Raw genomic sequence first — 17,044 nt, 5'->3', positions numbered from 1 at the left:
GTGACTGGGCGGCCAAAGGCGTCCGTCTCGCTGGTGTGGAAGCGGTTGTCGCTGAAGACTTTGAGCGTATTCATCGTCAAAACTTAGTGGGCATGGGCGCGCTGCCGCTACAGTTCGAGGAAGGCGTGACTCGTCATACGCTAAATATCGATGGCACGGAAACCTTTGATGTCACAGGTGAAGTCTCGGCTGGCGGGTTGATGACTCTAGTAATCTATCGTACCGATGGTAGTACCACTGAGACGCCTATTATCTGCCGCTTAGATACGGCTGATGAAGTAAAAATGTACAACGCTGGCGGTATGCTACAACGCTTTGCTAAAGAGTTTATCGAAGGTACGTTAGATATTGCTTAAGATTATTATGTAGGTTTTAACATGATAAATAACAGAGTATAAAATTCGCCGATGTTGTATAACCTTATATGACGTCGGCTTTTATTTGCTTTTGCGTTCTATACACTGAGTTTTGTTACTTACTCCTAAGTACTAGATAGCAGCTAAATATTGAGTTTGCTTAACCAATGGCGTAATATGTACTATATATTGTACAAGTTATAAAGCGTATTATGAAAGGAGTAAAACATGAGAGTCGTTAGTTTTTCAGAAGCCAGAAAGCATCTAAAATCTGTCCTAGATACGGTAAACGATGATGCCAATGCCACTATCGTAACCCGCCGTGACGCTGATGATGCCGTTGTGATGTCACTTGATTACTACAATAGCCTGATGGAAACCGTCTATCTGCTCAAATCTCCTGCCAATGCGGCGCACTTAGCGGACTCTATTGCCCAATATAAAGCTGGCAAGACCGTGACGCGTGAGTTAATTGATACATCAGAAAATAGTGATAAAAGTGACGGTCGCAGCGATGATAATGAGCACACGGATAGCGATATTGAGAGTGCTTGAACTCAAAGGCTTTAATCAATCCAAAGGGTCTAACAATGAGTGAGCAATTAGCATGGACAGACGCTGCGTGGAAAGACTACTTGTACTGGCAAACGCAAGACAAAAAAACACTTAAGCGTATTAATAAACTTATCACTGAATGTAAGCGTAATCCGTTTGAAGGGATTGGTAAACCTGAACCTTTAAAAGAAAACCTATCTGGATTTTGGTCAAGACGCATCGATGACGCCAATCGATTGGTATATGCCGTCGATGATAACTATCTGACGATTATCTCTTGTCGCTATCATTATTAATGAGCGTTCTTAGTCGTTCGTGTTGACTTGCTGATGACGCCATACCCAATCTGATAACAATATAAAAAGGACTCAATACAGTGACCCAAACCAACTCTCAATCAAAACCAAAATTCGCCCCGCAAATCCCCATCCCTGCCACCTATATGCGCGGCGGTACCTCAAAAGGCACGTTTTTTAAATTGTCTGATTTGCCTGAGCGTTGCCAAGTTGCTGGCGAGTCACGTGATAAGTTTTTGCTGCGCGTCGTCGGTAGCCCTGATCCTTACGGTAAGCAAATTGACGGTCTCGGCAATGGCAGCTCTAGTACCTCAAAAACGGTTATTTTATCGGCCTCTGACAGACCAGATCATGACGTGAATTATCTGTTTGGACAAGTTAATATCGCAAAGCCCATGATTGATTGGGCGGGTAACTGTGGTAACTTAACTGCAGCCGTCGGTGCCTGTGCCATTAATATGGGTCTAGTTGATGCCGACAAAATTGCTAATAGTATCGATGACAATGCTGAAAGCGGGATTTGTGAAGTGCGTATCTGGCAAGAAAATATTGGTAAAACCATTATTGCCCATGTGCCAGTCTATAAAGATGCAAATGACAAAGTACAGGTTCAAGAGACGGGCGATTTTGAATTAGACGGTGTCACCTTCCCAGCAGCTGAAGTCAAAATTGAGTTTATCGATCCGGTTGATGCCACCAGCGACATGTTCCCGACGGGCAATTTGGTCGATGATTTCGATGTATCAGGCTGCGGTCTAAATGCTGATAGCATCAAAGCCACCTTCATTAGTGCAGGTATCCCAACCATCTTTATAAACGCAGAAGATTTGGGCTTTACGGGTACTGAGCTACAAGGCGACATCAATAGTGATAGTGAGCTACTTACCAAGCTTGAAAAAATCCGTGCCACAGGCGGCGTTGCGATGGGGTTATTTAAAGATGTGAGCGAGGCGCAAACCAGCCAACACATCCCTAAAATCGCATGGGTTGGTAACGCACAGAGCTATAGCGCCTCTAGTGGTAAGTCGGTCGATGCAGAAGAGATTGATTTGGTCGTACGTGCCATGAGTATGGGGCAATTGCATCACGCCATGATGGGGACAGCAGCAGTCGCGATTGCTGCAGCAGCGACCACGCAAGGCACGCTTGTTAACAAAGCTGCTGGTGGTGGCGACTTGTCAGAGGTACGTTTTGGTCATCCATCAGGGACATTGCTCGTTGGCGGAAAAACCGAACTGGTCGATGGGCGCTGGCAAGCCAAAAAAGTGTCGATGAGTCGTTCAGCAAGGCGTATCATGGTTGGTGAAGTTTTTGTGCCTGCGGATGCATTTTAAGCGTCGTCATGGCTTACTTTAATTTGTGATAGAGTTTTATGCCGACATCTCCCCAACCTCGCCGCGCACAGTTAGACAAAAAACCGCCAGTCGAGAAAAAAGAACGGCGGGCGCTGCTGTGGAATATCCTCAAAAAACTGGCGGTATTTGCTAAGCCTTATCGCTTGCTTATTACCGCCACCTTAGCGCTGACTGCTCTAGGCTCCTTTACCGCGCAAGTTAATGCCTTTGTACTACGTTATGCCGTTGATACCTTGACCGAAATCGCTACCCTCGCTGAACCTTGGGAAGCTGGCGTGCGCATGCTGACCATTATCAGTGCGGTACTCTTAACCAAAGAGATATTATCGATATTCATCTCGTTTGGGCAACGCTTCTTCGGCGAAAAGATTCGTATCAATCTATCACGTGATTTATCGCAAAAAATCATTGAGCGCATCTTGACCTATCGGATGGCATTTTATACCAGTAGCGAAAACGACAGCGGCAAGTTGCAAACCCGTATTGATTATGGCGTCAGCAGCTTAACCAGTTTAGTGCAAAACTTCTTTATCGATATGCTACCGCTGTTTGCCAATGCAATCGTGGCGCTTATCATCATGTTTTCGACCAATTTTTGGATAGGCTTGGTCGGTCTTATTATCATTCCCATTTACTTTTTTATCAGCCAAAAACAAGCCAAGCGCCTACAAGGGTTTCGTCGGCAGATGCGCGGCTATAGAGAAGCCAAAAGCGGTTTGGTAATATCTTTGATCAATTCGATCAGCGTGGTGAAATCCTTTGTCCGTGAGTCGATAGAAGCAGAAAAGCACTTAGCCATTCAAAAGGAAATGACCGATAATCAGCTGCGTATTCGCAGTATTGGTTTTGTTTATGATGCCATCAAAACCTTTATCGAGCAGATTGGTGTGGTGGTTATCATCTTGCTCACCGCTTATTTTGTCCTACAAGGTGAGATGACCATTGGTATGATTTTGTTTCATGTCATGCTGTTTCAAAATGTCGCCGCCCCTATCCGTCAATTACACCGCATCTACGACCAGATAAATAATGCATTGACCTATGCCGAAGGTTTTTTTGATATTTTAGAAGATGACAGCCAAGTCGAGAGCATCGCTGGTATTAGTAGCGACAACCTAAAAGGTCATATCGAGCTTAAACATGTCGACTTTACTTATCCGAATGGGACGCAAGCGCTCAAAGACGTCAGCTTTACCATCAAGCCCAACCGTATCACGGCGCTGGTTGGCCTCTCTGGCGCTGGCAAGAGCACGATTATCAATCTATTGGTCAAGTTCTATGCGCCAGACGCTGGCACGATCTGCCTAGACGGGCATGATTTGGCTGACTGTGATACTCATGACTTACGTCAGAATATCGGTCTGGTATTACAAAGTAATCATATCTTCTCAGGCACTATTAGTGAAAACATCCGTTATGGCAATATGAATGCGACTATGGATGACATTATAGTTGCAGCCAGAAAGGCTTCGATTCATGAGCAAGTGATGCAATTAGCAGACGGTTACGAGAGTACGGCCAAATCGCTATCAGGTGGGCAGCAGCAGCGTATCGCGCTGGCAAGGATGTTTTTAAAAGATCCACCGATTGTGTTTTTGGACGAGCCGACCGCCAGTCTCGATGCTATCGCCAGTCAGCAAGTCAAAAAAAGCCTTGATCTGATCAAAAAAGATCGTACCGTTATTATGGTTTCGCACAATATTGCTCAGATTATCGACGCCGATGATCTGGTAGTCATAGAAAATGGCGAAGTGGTTGAGACAGGCACACACGAGGCGCTCTATGCCCAACGCGGCAAATACTTTGAGATATTTAGTGCCATGTCTGATAGCTTAAATTTAGACAAAATCAGTCAGACCCTAAAGGGTTAGGAATGGTTAATGACTGCCTAAATCGTTATAATGCCCTATTTTACCGCCTATTGCCAGAAGCTTGCCCATTATGAATTGTGAATTTTCTATCAAAACCTTTGATGAGCTGACCTCAGTTGACCTTTACCATATCCTAAAAGCACGCTCACAAGTGTTCGTCGTCGAACAAAACTGTGCCTATCAAGATATGGATGAAGTCGATTTTGATTGCTTACACTTGATTGCTCATCAAAACGCAGCGTTAGTGGGCTATTGCCGCATTGTCCCGCCTGAATTCAATAAATTAAAATCCAATCTATCGGTCGCCGACCCTACGATCAAGACCAACCACACTGCCATGCCTGCCATCGGTAGAGTGCTCGTACTGTCCGAGCACAGAGGTGACGGCCTAGCGCGGCAAATAATGACGCAAGCTATTGCTCATTGCCGCAAAAAGTACGGTAAAAAACGCCCGATTATTATCTCGGCACAGGCCTACCTGCTTAGTTTTTATGAGTCTTTGGGTTTTGTACCTGAAGGTGAGCATTATCTTGAAGATAATATTGAGCATGTGAAGATGGTGCTATACGTTGCTAAGAAAAACAAAGTAAGAAAAGAAAGTGTGGATACTGCGTCAACCACGACCAAAGTTTTAAGCTTCCTGCTGTTTATTATAGCAGCGCTGTTTATTTTAGGTCTGCTCTATTTGATGATTTAAACGGCCTGCAAAGTTTTACTTCTTAACACGATTCAGTCTGGTTGTTCCATATTGAGTATGCTACTTTTGAATGATAACCGCTTTAAAGGGATGACTGCGAGCATGGGTCAACAAAGCGAAAAGTTAGCACACTCAAGGAAGAGGAAACAACCATGTCAAATACCCATTCAGATACAGCCCATTCAAATACAAATGAGGCAACGGTAGAGAGCAATATCCGTCCAGAATATGACGATGAAATCCAAAAAATCGCCGATTATGTGCTCAATTATTCCATAGATAACGAGTCACCAAGCCCCACTGATGCATGGCGTACTGCTCGCCACTGTCTCATGGATACCATCGGCTGCGGACTACTGGCACTGCGCTTCCCTGAGTGTACCAAGCACTTGGGGCCTGATTGCCCTGATCAAATAACGCCGCATGGCGCTCGCGTCCCTGGCACATCCTATAGACTAGACCCCATCAAAGCCGCTTTTGACATCGGCTGTATGGTACGCTGGCTTGACTATAATGATACGTGGCTCGCTGCTGAGTGGGGTCATCCGTCTGATAACTTGGGCGGCATCTTGGCGGTCACCGACTATATCAGTCAAAAAAACATCAGCCAAGGGCAAGCACCTCTGACCATGAAAGCCGTGCTCGAGGCGATGATCATGGCGCATGAAATTCAAGGCGTCATGGCACTCGAAAACTCATTCAACCGCGTGGGTCTTGATCATGTGTTTTTGGTAAAATTAGCCTCAACTGCGGTCGTCGCCAAACTATATCAGCTGCCACGCGAGCGCATCATGGCCGCCATCTCACAAGCCATTGTCGATGGTCAGGCACTGCGCACCTATCGTCATGCACCCAACGCGGGCAGCCGAAAATCATGGGCGGCAGGTGATGCAACCAGCCGCGCGGTTCGGCTGGTAGATATCACTGCACGTGGTGAAATGGGTATCCCTGGCGCACTAACCGCACCGCAATGGGGGTTTTATGATGTGCTGTTTAGCCATACCAATAAGGATCTTGCGACCAAACCCGAAGACGAGCGTCGATTTACCTTTCAGCGTGACTTTGGCAGTTATGTGATGGAGAATATCTTATTTAAAATCAGCTTTCCCGCTGAATTTCATGCGCAGACTGCTTGTGAAGCGGCGGTTATTTTGCACCCACATGTGAGAGGTCGAATTGATGAGATCGAAAAAATTGTTCTAACCACGCATGATTCAGCAATTCGCATCATCTCAAAAGAGGGCGCGCTTGCTAACCCAGCTGATCGGGATCACTGCTTACAATATATGGTGGCTGTTCCCTTATTGACAGGCGATCTGATGGCGGAGAACTATGAAGATGACTATCATGAAGAGCATTTATCAATCGATGAGCTACGCGAAAAAATGGTGGTAGAAGAAGACGCACAGTATTCAAAAGATTACCATGACCCCAGTAAGCGCTCTATTGCTAATGCCATTCAAATATTCTTCAAAGATGGTAGTAGCACAGAAAAAGTCGCCATCGAGTATCCTATCGGTCATAAACGCCGCCGTGCCGAGGGCATTCCTATACTTGAGGCAAAGTTCCGAGCCAGTCTGGCCACCCGCTTTATCGACAGTCGTTGTCAGCAAATCATTGAGCTGTGTAACGATCAAGAAAAATTGGAGCAAACGCCAGTGAATGAGTTTATGGACTTATTTATGGCTTATTAGGGTTTTAACAGGATAACCACCCTAAACCACCCTATCATTTGTATCATTACCAAGATATTGACTACCAAGGTATCGACTCTCCTGCCCAATCGACAAAACTGCCTGATTGGGCAGCCGTCATCCCTGATAGCACTTCCAATAAACACTCGGCGCTATACGCTGGCGAGAATAGATGTCCTTCAGCGACATTGCCTTGAAACGGCGCAGACAGTTGGGTATTCACGGTTCCCGGTTGCATAACGACTACGCACACCTCTTTGAGTGATCGGCCCCATTCGATACTCAAGTTTTTCATCCCCATATTGAGCGCCGCCTTGCTCATTCTATAACTATACCAACCGCCTAGCTGATTGTCCGTGATACTACCGACACGAGCTGATATGGTCGCAAAAATCGCAGGATGGCTAGCGCTGCGTTCAGCTTTGGCGAGCAACGGTTTGATATGCTTGGCTATCAGCAAGCTTGCTAGTGCATTGATTTGCATGTTCTGTAAAAAGAACTCCGTTTCAATCTGCCTCAAGGCCTTTTCTGGCTGCGCCGTCTTGGTATGGAGTAATCCCACGCAGTTGATTACCCAATCGACATGACCCACGGTCTGCTTGATGGTGTCGGCCGCTTTTTGGATACTGTCTTCATCACTGATATTCATCGGTATCCAGTGTAGATTGTCTGCTTCAAAGTTCGGCTCACTGCGATGATAAGTGGCGAATACTTGTGTACTATGTCTTTTAGCAGATGCGCCGTCAGTTTGATCGGCAGCTGACTCTTGTACCAGCTGCTTGACCATGGCCTGACCGATACCGCCTGTGCCACCGATGATAAGATAGGTTTTATTATTCATCTAGAAGCGTCCTGTTTTACAAACCTTGATAGTTTCATTTTGGCTGATTTTACGAGTGTTTGCTATGATAAAAATAATAGACATTATTCTCAGTCTATATACGCTACAATACTTTTTAGCGATTAAACCCACATTTTTTGCTTTCCATTACTTATATTGACGTTCTTATACGGATATCAGCGCCTTATGCTATCACCCCAAGACCAACTGACCGAGCTGGTACGTGCCTTAGAGACCGATCAGCACGTCTTTGCCACTGACCCGTTACTGATCACAGAAAAGCTACAGAGCGAGGATGGCACACCTATCCAAAAGCTGCATCGACGGGCCTCACGCATCGATAGCAATGGGGCGCTTGCGCGGGTACTAGGTAAGATTGATGGTCGCATAAAAGGCATCATGATCGTTATGAGCGTGGTGTGGTGCATCTCGGGATTTTTGGGTCTGTTCACGCTATTGCAGTCCAATGTGGTGAACTTCTTTTATGTCTTGGTTTGCTTGCTTGGTTTTCATACTATTATGCTTGGTGGCTGGCTGGTGATGACACTCATCAATCGAGACCAGCAAGCGCCCAGTTGGTTTGCCAGTTTTGTTAGTCCAAGTTACCTCATACGCGGTAAAGACGATGTGACCAAGGCGGCCGTCGATCTGTATGAGCGCCAATTACAGCATAGCGGTATGCGCTGGTATTTGGGACGGTTTAGCCATCAGTTATGGCTTGCGACGTTGACCGGTATGCTGCTTGCGATTATATTTTTATTGATCGTACGTCAGTATAGCTTTAGCTGGGAGTCGACCCTACTCTCTGATCAGGCGCTGGTGAGCTTAACGCAAATACTCGGCTGGCTACCAGGCATGGTTGGTTTTGATGTGCCAGATAGTACAGCGATTGCGCAAAGCAGGTTGGTCACAGAAGCGATGCCATTGTCTGTGGCGCGGCAGTGGGCAGGATTGCTAGTCGGTAGCTTGCTGATGTACGGTATTGTCCCGCGTGCGATAGCGTGGGTATTTTGTGCTTTGATGTTCCGCCGCAAAAAAATGCGCTTGGATATCAAGCAACCGTATTATCAAAAGATCATAAATTTTTGGCAGCGTCAGGTGGTTGATGCAGATGACTTTACGGAAGCACCCGCACCTGTCGCGCCCAAAGCGGCGGTAAGTGCAGGCAAGAAACTGGTCGCCTTGCTTGAATATCCTTCAAATCAGGATAAATGGTGGCAGTCAGGGTTGACTAATGACCGTCATGATTTTTCAGAATCAAGTGAGATTGAGAATTTTGGTATCGTTGATGATCGTGAGGATATGGCACGGCTAAAAAACTACTTAGACGAGCACCCTGTGCAAGTCCTATTAGGTATCCATAGCAAAGCGCTGCCTGACCGCGGTACGCTACGCAAACTTGATCAAATCGCCGCTCATGCAAAAGATGGTCTTATTGTACAGCTGCTTAGTGATGCTGATTTGACACATGAGGATGAACCAGTGGATAAGCAAGCTGTACGCTATCAGCAGTGGCAAACAGCGCTCTCTGCGCGAAAAATTGGCTTGGTAGATATTGATTCTTAAAGTTTTTGAATGCGATACTTAATAAAAATTATTTTTATAAAAAGGACAAAATAAATCAGTAATATAGAAAATAGTTATCTCTTGGGTAACAAGGATGTTTTATAGTGGCTAGGAGCCAAATATGTCAACAGACAACACCCTCTTAACATCAGGTGAGTATGGTCAGATATTGGATAATTACAAAGAGGCGTTAAACCAAAGTATCTTAACCGCTGCACCAGAGTCATGGCAGCCAATGCTGGCAAGTATCTTACCTGCTCACTGGCAAGAATGGCTGTTACCGCTGGCTGGTGGCCCATTTCTCTTATTGTTTTTGGCAGAGTGGTTTTATCAGTCTAAGCGTGGGAAAAGTGAAAGCTTTAGCTGGCGCCGTGCGATGACCAATTTTAGCTTGGGCGGCTCTTATCTCGGGTTTGAATTGATTGTCCAAGCAATTATTGTGCTGCCTATTTGCCTGTGGCTATATCAATACCGACTGTTCACTATTGAGGTGACATGGCTGACAGCCATACCCATATTTGTCGCGGTTGAGTTCAGCTATTACTGGTTTCACCGTGCCTCACACCGCATGAATTGGTTTTGGTCAGCGCATGTTGTGCACCATTCAGATGATAAGATGAACCTATCCACTGCCATGCGCCAAAGCCTGCTGTACTCGGTGACAGGTTGGTGGTTATTTTTCGTCCCATTAATGCTGCTGGGTGTGCATCCTGTCTGGGTGTTTTTCTTTTATGCGTTAGATTTGATTTATCAGTTCTTTATCCATACCGAGACGGTGGGAAAATTTCCAAAATGGGTTGAGTATATCTTTGACACCCCATCCAACCACCGCGCCCATCATGGTACTAATGACGAATATATTGACCAAAATTATGGCGGCGTTCTTATTATTTTTGATCGCTGGTTTGGCACTTATGTAGAAGAAGATACCGTCAATAATCCCGTCAAATATGGGGCTGTTGGTGAGACCAGTCACGATAATATTATTGGTCTGATATTTTGGGTGTTTTACCGAATGTGGCAGCGGTTTTTTCGTGCCAAGGGCATTAAGAAAAAAATCAAGGTACTGCTGCGACCACCTACAGCAATCTCATAGCGTATCATGAATACATAAAATACAGTTTACGATATGGACACTACGCATCCAGAACCAACCTGCCACCAGATTTGTTTTACAATAAATGGCTAAAGTTTGATCATCAATAACAATAAGACGCGACTATGAATAATGACAATAAAAACCAAAATCACGAGCATCACACGCCTACAGGTCTTTTTGCAGACAAGGCGTTCCCCAGCGACTCAAATAATAACGCCAAGACCTCGCATTCGACAGTGTCAAAAACGGCCGCTCATTCGAAAGTGACTCATGATAATCCATCCATATCAACTGAATCAGTACCGCCAGCCACCACAAATGTGACAAAAAAAACCACCGCCAGTGGTGAGGCGCTAAAATTGGCGGTCGTGGGACACACCAATACCGGTAAGACCTCCATATTGCGCACGTTACTGCGTGATGTCTATTTTGGTGAAGTCAAAAACGAAGCGGCGACCACGCGTCACGTCGAGCAAGCAAGTCTGACAGACAGTCAAACGGGTGAGGTGCTGGTAGCACTATACGACACACCAGGCCTAGAGGACGCATCAGGACTCATGGACTGGTTGGAGGACAACACCGCCAGTCGCCGTGATGGTATTGAGCGCTTGCAGCAGTTTTTGGCATCAAATATCGCTCAAGGTGCAGATAGCGGTGTTCTAGACAGCTATGATTATAGCCAAGAAGCAAAAGTGATTCGTCAGCTGCTGGCAAGTGATATGGCCATCTATGTGGTAGATGCTCGTGAGCCAGTATTGGGCAAGTATAAAGATGAGCTAGCGATTTTATCGTGGGCTGCCATTCCGGTGATGCCTGTCTTTAACTTTACCGACAGTCAGAATGCCAATATTGATGATTGGCAAACCATGCTGGCAAGACGCAATCTACATATCTCCACACGTTTTGATTCCGTTGCTTTTGAATTTGAAGATGAGATGCATCTTTGGCAAAACCTCGCCACCATGCTCACTCATTCTGAGATGCTTGAGCAATTGATGCAGCGCCGGACTGAAGATTGGGCGCAGTTGTATGATGAGGCCAATATTATTATTGCTGACTTTTTATTGAATGTCGCTTCTTTTGTACGCGAGATCAATGAAGATGACGACCCGATGCCTGTATTAGAACAAATGCAAGAAGCGGTGAGGCAAAGTGAGCGTGCAATGCAGCACAATTTACTTAACCTCTATAAGTTTTATGACAATGCCGTTGCAGCAACCCCGCTTGAATTGCAAGCCTATCAGCAAGACCCATTTGATCCTGAGTTACTCAAGAGCTATGGTATCCGTACCACTTCTGGCGCAGCAGCGGGCGCGCTGTTAGGGTTGGGTATTGATGCAGCAGCGCTAGGTACGACATTGGGCTTGGGTGCAGCGATAGGTGGTATCGCAGGCGGGTTACTATCTAACACCAGTAGTATTGCCGATAGGATCACTGGGGTAAAACGCTTATATATCGATCCTGCGACGTTGACATTGCTAGCAACGCGAGCGATCGACTTACTCACTGCCCTACGCCATCGCGGTCATGCTGCGACTGATGCCACCCAGCTATTATACAAAGGCGAGAAAAGCAGCCTTGAGACATCGTCAGATGATGGTAGTTACCACAATGATAGCAACAGCAATACTAATGAAGATAGCAACCCGATTACCGTATGGCCTGCGAATAAATTACCTAGTGAGCTAAAAAAGGCTCGCGGCAAACCGCAATGGTCATCGCTTAGCAGTGGTAATTCTGAACAGGCGCAGCTGCTGCGCGCAGATATGGCATGGTCGCTATCGGGTAAGCTGCAATCGTACAAGCGTGAGTCGTAGTCATTTACCGTTCTATCGTTTGCTGCATCTAGCCTAGCAATGTACTCAATGCCTCTGTGCCACGTACGTCTGTTTGCTGCAGATAAATTGGATATAGCGGATATTTAGAAAAATTGTTTTCAATATCCTGCAGCAAATCCTGCTGACGCTCAGCACGCCGGCGCCAAAACTCATCCGACTGCGTTGTTGATATCAACTGATTGATGACGATTGCTGCGGGCGTGAGCTTGCTGTCCTCTAGCTGTTCGATAGCCCGTTTGGTCTCAGCCAACGGCAACACGTCAGCCGTCATAACCAACACAATTGCCGTTTGTGTACGATCATGCAGCAGCAGTCCTGCTTGGCGAAACAACTGCTTGCGCTTTTCTAGCACGGATACCGCTTGCTCCCAGCGATCAGGCTTTTTTGCGGCAAACGGATTGGCCACATGGTTCTTTTGAGCGCTATCCGTTTGACTGCTTTTTTGATTGTGACTGTCCAAATGCGTCGCTACTGAGCGTAGCTTGGCTTGCCGTCGTTGCTGAGCAAGCAGTCCATCTGTCCATGCACCCATCATTTCTGGTAGTACTAGCAACCGTAGCGTATGCCCTGTCGGTGCAGTATCAAAGATAATATGCTCATAGCCTGCATCTGCCGCTTCGACTAAATGCTGGCACATGGATTCGAGCATCGCTGCTTCTTGGGCGCCGGGTGCTGATTTTGAGAGCTTCAGATGCTCACGAATTTTGGGCATCATATCTGGATTGGCATAGGATTTAATCGTACGCTCAACTTGAGAAAAATGCTCGTCAACGATTACATCAGGATTTAACTCAATGGCATCGAAATAAGGTGATATTGCTGTTTTCGCGTTATTAAGCTGTGTATCCAACACGTCGCCCAAACTGTGTGCTGGATCGGTTGAGACAATCAGCGTTTTTTGCTGCTGGCTTGCGTAATAACTGGCAAGTGCGGCGGCAGTAGTGGTTTTTCCCACACCGCCCTTACCGCCGATAAATATAATCGGTTGTGCTTTTAGTTGTTCTACTAATGTATGTAGAGGATGTAATGCCATATTTTTATCTCATTTCTTATATTATTTTTATTTTTCAATCATAAATAAACGATTAGCAGCAGCCAACATGGTCAAATGGGCATCTATCCATACCCATGCGCGTGTGCCACTCGTGAAAGTTTTCTAAAAATAACGGTTGTAACTCTAAGGTATAAAAGCTGGCAGGATTATCAATGCCTAAGCTTTCAGCAAACATCAGCAGCATAAAGAAATCTTCTTCATCACGGGCAGCACGTGCCATCGTTTGGCGATAAGGTGCATGATAAAACTCATTGAGTCCTGCCACAAATCGTTGCCACCATGGTTGAGTACTCTCTGGTGGTTGGGCGTTTTCTATATCATTTGATGTGTTTTTATTTTCCATAATTCGCTTATACCCTACTTATTTCTTATTACCTATCATGCCTATGTGATACAAAAAACGCCAGCAATTGCTGCTAGCGTTTTTAAGTTGATAAATATTTAGTATGGTTTAGCGTTTAAATGTCACCGCTTTTGCCTTTGTGTATCGACCATTCTTTGCGTAATACAGACAGACTCTCAAACGTTACTAAGATGGTTGCTATCAAGATAATGATATCCATAATGATAAGCAGCCAATTGCCATCAGTGAAGAAAGTTTTGAGCTGAATAAGTAGTGCAAATACCGTCATGACTAGCAAGAACGACAATGGCGCTAAAGTGTACCAAACTGTTCTGCCTTTACGTAACAAGATAACCGTTACGATCATTAGTGTTAACGCCGCCATTAGCTGATTAGTCGTACCAAATAGTGGCCAGATAATCATACCACCAGCACCATCAATACCGCCCGCGCCGAATGCTAATAGCAAGCAGCTGCCGACAGCAAGCAATGTTGCGACCACGCTTTTATTGAGGACTGGCAGGTTATAAAACTCACCGAACTCTTGGAAAATATAGCGTTGCAGGCGTACACCAGTATCCATAGTGGTACCTGCAAACAAGGCAGCCATGACCGTAAGCATCGTCTGTGATAGTACCATGTCAATGCCAACACCCGCATTTAATATGGTCGCACCACCATCAATGAAGGCACCGATAGAACCGTCGCCAAATTTTTGATAGACCGCTTGCCAATCACCAAGGGTAGCAAAACCTGCGGTTGCTGCTAGAATTGCGCCGAGTGCCAGCATACCTTCACCTAGCGCACCAAAATAACCAACGAAACGCGTGTCTTCTTCTTTATCAATCTGCTTAGACGTCGTCCCTGTCGCAACCAATCCGTGGAATCCTGATATCGCCCCACAAGCAATCGTCACAAACAACAGCGGCATTATTGATGGCGTGCCAACTGGCAGTGCTGTGTTTATTGCTGGCGCGACAATATTTGGCGTGCCGATAAAGATAGCTGCATACAATAAAATCAAACCAACGAACAGCTGCAAACCATTAATATAATCACGAGGTTGCAGCAGCATCCATACGGGCAACAACGAAGCAATCGCCGCATAGGCGAATAAAATAAGAATCCATACAGCGTTATCAGGTAAGCCCATTACGGTCTCAGGTAACACAATCGGGAACATAGGGCCAAGATAGATCAGCCCATATAAAGCGCTTACCCCGAGAATAGATACCCAAACCAAATTCATCTTGTAGCGATAAATACACTGACCGATGATAAAGGCAACCACTAAGGCGCCCCAAACAGGCAGTACAGCAGATGGCGTTTTGATCATCATATTAGCGATAGCAACACCAAACACCGCGTTGACCATCAATAGTAATAAGAAAATCACAACCATCATCAAACTGCGGACACGTGTGCCCATGACTGTACCCGCAATAGAGCCAATTGACTGTCCCCTATTGCGCATACTTGCCCAAATGGCCGACATATCATGTACACCAGCCATAAAAATCGTACCGAGCACCACCCAAATGATGGCAGGTACCCAGCCCCAAATAACCGCAATTGCGGGACCGATAATCGGTGCAGCGCCTGCCACCGAGGTAAAATGGTGCCCCCATAGTACATATTTATTGGTAGGAACATAATCGACCCCATCTTTCATCGTATGCGCTGGCGTGGGGCGACTGTTATCCAATGCTAAAACTTTAGTAGCAATGAATTTTGAGTAAAACACGTAGCCACAAAGCATAGCAGCAACGCCGAATATCAGTACAATAGCACTATTCATCTTATCTCTCCCTAGACAAGTAGTAGGTAGTCTTATAAGTTCAAGCTTTTTAAATCAAAATATAAAAAATATGCTAAATTAGTGTGCAGCGAGTCATTCATATAAACCGACCCGTCACCGAATAAATTGTAAAAATCATGTGTGATAAATATTAGCCAACAAATTTTCACATTGTACAATTAAGGTGCGTCACTAAGTAGCATATAGCGTGGTGAGTCTTTGTTTCAAATTCCGGTTAAATGGTAACCGATTTCACGGCAAATGTAACGCAAGTAAGACATGAAAAACAACAAATAAAGGAAGCATAATGGCACATTATTTTGGTTTCGTACCTTCAGATAAATTAAAAGTATTAATCAGCGAGGCCGAACAAGTCGTTGCTTCAAATGAGCAAGTAGAATATTACCCTTACCGAGACGCGCTCACTCATCAGACTGCACGAGATCTAACGGACAATTTGTTAGTCGGTTTGGTTGAGATTATTCCAAATCCTGAGCGTCAAGCGGCCATGCGCAAGATTGTTGCCACCATTGAACGTGCCACAGATACCCTACTCAATATCTTGTTAGGTAAAGAAAATAACGAAGATGTGCTGCCAAGCTTTCACTTTCTAAAAGATCAGGCAACTTTTATTGATAATGAAGGCGTAAAACGTATTGGCTTTAAGTTGTCAGAAGCAGATGCTAGAACTATCGTTGAAGGCTTTGCTGCTATCACACCAGAGCACGTAGATAGAGCCAAGTTTAAAACAGCGCTCGAAACCATGAATGACGCGACATTAACCCACTTCGTCAGCCGCTACGCTGAAACGTTAAAATTAGGTATGATCAAACGCAAATCAGTGCCAGTTGCCAAATCTGCGATTGATAAAGGAATGAATATGGCGCTTAACAAGCTACTACCTGATCTACCAAATGACTCTCTCAATCGTTTGGCGAATTATTACCGTCCATTTATCATTGAAAAACCAGAGTAATTGCTAAATTTTGATCAAATGGTCATATAACATTGGGAAAATTTACCAAAACTTGTTAAAATACTTGGCATTTTTCACCAAAGGTGCGCCCGATGACCCAAATCAGCAATCAAGAAATCGAAAAAACATTACGTAACTCAGAGTGCCTGATCAGCAGCATTGAAGTTGCTGCCGCTTATGAGCGCTTGGCCGCTCAGCTTAACCTACACTACGCTGGTTTGAACCCAATTGTGATGGTTGTTATGAACGGTGGATTAATTCCCGCTGGTCAATTATTGACGCATCTGACATTCTATCATCGTATGCATTATATCCATGCGACACGCTATCGTGACAACGAAGGTACTGACGATCTTGATTGGAAATTCAAGCCTGATGTGAGTATCGAAGGCGAGCATGTCTTGTTGATTGATGATATTTTTGATGAAGGCATTACTCTAAAGGCTGTTGTCGAAGAGCTAAATAAAGAAAAACCATTATCTCTCGAGTCTTGTGTGCTGCTAAACAAGCAGCATGACCGCAAAGTTGCCGATTTTGATGTTGATTTCGTTGGTATTAATGTCGCAGATCGTTATGTCTATGGCTGTGGTATGGACTTCCATGGTTACTTGCGTCACCTGCCAGGTATCTATGCTATCAAAGAAGATAAGGTTTAAGTCTTACCTCTAAGTGACTAACAATATCTAAGTTCAAAAAAAGCATCCA

The 17,044-nt window shown here is 45.2% G+C and carries 14 protein-coding genes and 2 pseudogenes; 12 read left to right on the top strand and 4 right to left on the bottom strand.

Features of this window, described 5'->3' with window-relative positions:
* From B3V51_RS09620 to B3V51_RS09590, 7 genes and pseudogenes are all read left to right on the top strand, one after another.
* Positions 1–356 (top strand): annotated as a pseudogene (locus tag B3V51_RS09620) (Fe/S-dependent 2-methylisocitrate dehydratase AcnD); the annotation flags it as partial.
* Between the two features lie 228 nt (positions 357–584).
* A pseudogene (locus B3V51_RS09615) lies at positions 585–833 on the top strand (type II toxin-antitoxin system Phd/YefM family antitoxin); the annotation flags it as partial.
* Positions 834–946: 113 nt separating this feature from the next.
* Positions 947–1,207 (top strand): Txe/YoeB family addiction module toxin, encoded by a 261-nt coding sequence (locus B3V51_RS09610; protein ID WP_037025847.1) that lies wholly within the window; start codon positions 947–949, stop codon positions 1,205–1,207.
* Positions 1,208–1,287: 80 nt separating this feature from the next.
* On the top strand, positions 1,288–2,541 hold the full coding sequence (prpF, locus tag B3V51_RS09605; RefSeq protein ID WP_286708317.1) for a 2-methylaconitate cis-trans isomerase PrpF: 1,254 nt from the start codon (positions 1,288–1,290) through the stop codon (positions 2,539–2,541).
* 38 nt (positions 2,542–2,579) lie between these two features.
* Positions 2,580–4,433 (top strand): ABC transporter ATP-binding protein, encoded by a 1,854-nt coding sequence (locus tag B3V51_RS09600; RefSeq protein WP_286708316.1) that lies wholly within the window; start codon positions 2,580–2,582, stop codon positions 4,431–4,433.
* 70 nt (positions 4,434–4,503) lie between these two features.
* Complete coding sequence (locus B3V51_RS09595) at positions 4,504–5,130, top strand: GNAT family N-acetyltransferase (RefSeq protein WP_071001550.1); 627 nt, start codon at positions 4,504–4,506, stop codon at positions 5,128–5,130.
* A gap of 152 nt (positions 5,131–5,282) precedes the next feature.
* Positions 5,283–6,824, top strand: a complete 1,542-nt coding sequence (locus B3V51_RS09590) for a bifunctional 2-methylcitrate dehydratase/aconitate hydratase (protein WP_093070897.1) — start codon at positions 5,283–5,285, stop codon at positions 6,822–6,824.
* 61 nt (positions 6,825–6,885) lie between these two features.
* On the opposite strand, the gene B3V51_RS09585 is transcribed toward B3V51_RS09590, so the two are convergent.
* Positions 6,886–7,665 (bottom strand): SDR family oxidoreductase, encoded by a 780-nt coding sequence (locus tag B3V51_RS09585; protein ID WP_186474507.1) that lies wholly within the window; start codon positions 7,663–7,665, stop codon positions 6,886–6,888.
* Between the two features lie 186 nt (positions 7,666–7,851).
* Between B3V51_RS09585 and B3V51_RS09580 the strand changes: the two genes are divergently transcribed.
* The 3 genes from B3V51_RS09580 to B3V51_RS09570 all read left to right on the top strand — a co-directional run bounded on the left by B3V51_RS09580 (position 7,852) and on the right by B3V51_RS09570 (position 12,147).
* On the top strand, positions 7,852–9,231 hold the full coding sequence (locus tag B3V51_RS09580) for a DUF2868 domain-containing protein (RefSeq protein ID WP_186474508.1): 1,380 nt from the start codon (positions 7,852–7,854) through the stop codon (positions 9,229–9,231).
* A 121-nt stretch (positions 9,232–9,352) separates the two neighbouring features.
* Positions 9,353–10,327, top strand: coding sequence for a sterol desaturase family protein (locus B3V51_RS09575; RefSeq protein WP_093070894.1), 975 nt, complete (start codon positions 9,353–9,355; stop codon positions 10,325–10,327).
* A gap of 125 nt (positions 10,328–10,452) precedes the next feature.
* Positions 10,453–12,147 (top strand): DUF3482 domain-containing protein, encoded by a 1,695-nt coding sequence (locus B3V51_RS09570; RefSeq protein WP_093070892.1) that lies wholly within the window; start codon positions 10,453–10,455, stop codon positions 12,145–12,147.
* Between the two features lie 28 nt (positions 12,148–12,175).
* Here the strand turns inward: B3V51_RS09570 and B3V51_RS09565 are convergent, their stop codons facing one another.
* The 3 genes from B3V51_RS09565 to B3V51_RS09555 form a co-directional block, all read right to left on the bottom strand.
* On the bottom strand, positions 12,176–13,201 hold the full coding sequence (locus B3V51_RS09565; RefSeq protein WP_093070889.1) for an ArsA family ATPase: 1,026 nt from the start codon (positions 13,199–13,201) through the stop codon (positions 12,176–12,178).
* A gap of 52 nt (positions 13,202–13,253) precedes the next feature.
* Positions 13,254–13,565 carry a cory-CC-star protein gene (locus tag B3V51_RS09560; RefSeq protein WP_093070887.1) on the bottom strand — a complete coding sequence of 104 codons (312 nt, stop codon included), beginning with the start codon at positions 13,563–13,565 and terminating at the stop codon, positions 13,254–13,256.
* 115 nt (positions 13,566–13,680) lie between these two features.
* Positions 13,681–15,363: a carbon starvation CstA family protein gene (locus B3V51_RS09555; RefSeq protein WP_071001544.1), complete on the bottom strand. Its 1,683-nt coding sequence runs from the start codon at positions 15,361–15,363 to the stop codon at positions 13,681–13,683.
* A gap of 307 nt (positions 15,364–15,670) precedes the next feature.
* Here B3V51_RS09555 and B3V51_RS09550 point away from each other — a divergent pair, with 307 nt between their 5' ends.
* Positions 15,671–16,339, top strand: a complete 669-nt coding sequence (locus tag B3V51_RS09550; RefSeq protein ID WP_071001543.1) for a hypothetical protein — start codon at positions 15,671–15,673, stop codon at positions 16,337–16,339.
* A 92-nt stretch (positions 16,340–16,431) separates the two neighbouring features.
* Positions 16,432–16,995: a hypoxanthine-guanine phosphoribosyltransferase gene (locus B3V51_RS09545; RefSeq protein WP_071001542.1), complete on the top strand. Its 564-nt coding sequence runs from the start codon at positions 16,432–16,434 to the stop codon at positions 16,993–16,995.
* Positions 16,996–17,044: the final 49 nt, after the last annotated feature.

It is taken from the genome of Psychrobacter sp. UBA2514 (assembly GCF_002341255.1).
Classification (GTDB): domain Bacteria; phylum Pseudomonadota; class Gammaproteobacteria; order Pseudomonadales; family Moraxellaceae; genus Psychrobacter; species Psychrobacter pacificensis.
The sequence above is the reverse complement of the archived record's forward strand: the minus strand, read 5'-3'. Positions and strand labels throughout refer to the sequence as shown.